We start from the raw sequence: 470 nt of genomic DNA, 5'->3' as shown, positions 1-470 counted from the left end.
CTGTGGATCAGGTTTGTCCACGCGGCTTAAGCCTAGAATATATTATGCAACCTCAACTATATTTAGATCAAAATGATTTTGGGGGGGGTTGCAAAAGCAAAGCACCTTGCTAAAAGGAGACACAGCCTCAGTGGTCTTACGCGGGCGTAGCTCAGGGGTAGAGCACAACCTTGCCAAGGTTGGGGTCGAGGGTTCGAATCCCTTCGCCCGCTCCAGTCGCCGCTTTCCTCAACGCTCTCCGCCAAAGTCGCCGCCGCGCTGAGGCGCAGGTTTGGCCGGGGGTGGCGCGGTGAGGTTGATACTTCGCGGGCGCAACGAGCGGCTTTTAGGTCGCTCTCTCCGCGCTTTTCTCTCTGGACCTTGGGGCTTGGCCGATCCAGTCTACAAGGGTCAGGCTCTTGATATTCCATCGCTTTGTGGCGGGCGGGATGGGTCGGATTCGCTAGGCCGCGTGGACAAACCGGTAGGCT

At 57.7% G+C, this 470-nt stretch carries 1 tRNA gene; it reads left to right on the top strand.

What is annotated here, in order from left to right:
- The first annotated feature begins 140 nt into the window (after positions 1-140).
- A tRNA-Gly gene (locus ET526_RS21140) sits at positions 141-215 on the top strand.
- Positions 216-470 lie beyond the last annotated feature (255 nt).

The organism is Crenalkalicoccus roseus (genome assembly GCF_004761865.1).
Classification (GTDB): Bacteria; Pseudomonadota; Alphaproteobacteria; order Acetobacterales; family Acetobacteraceae; genus Crenalkalicoccus; species Crenalkalicoccus roseus.
Note: the sequence above shows the minus strand (reverse complement) of the source record. Positions and strands in the feature narration are given on the sequence as shown.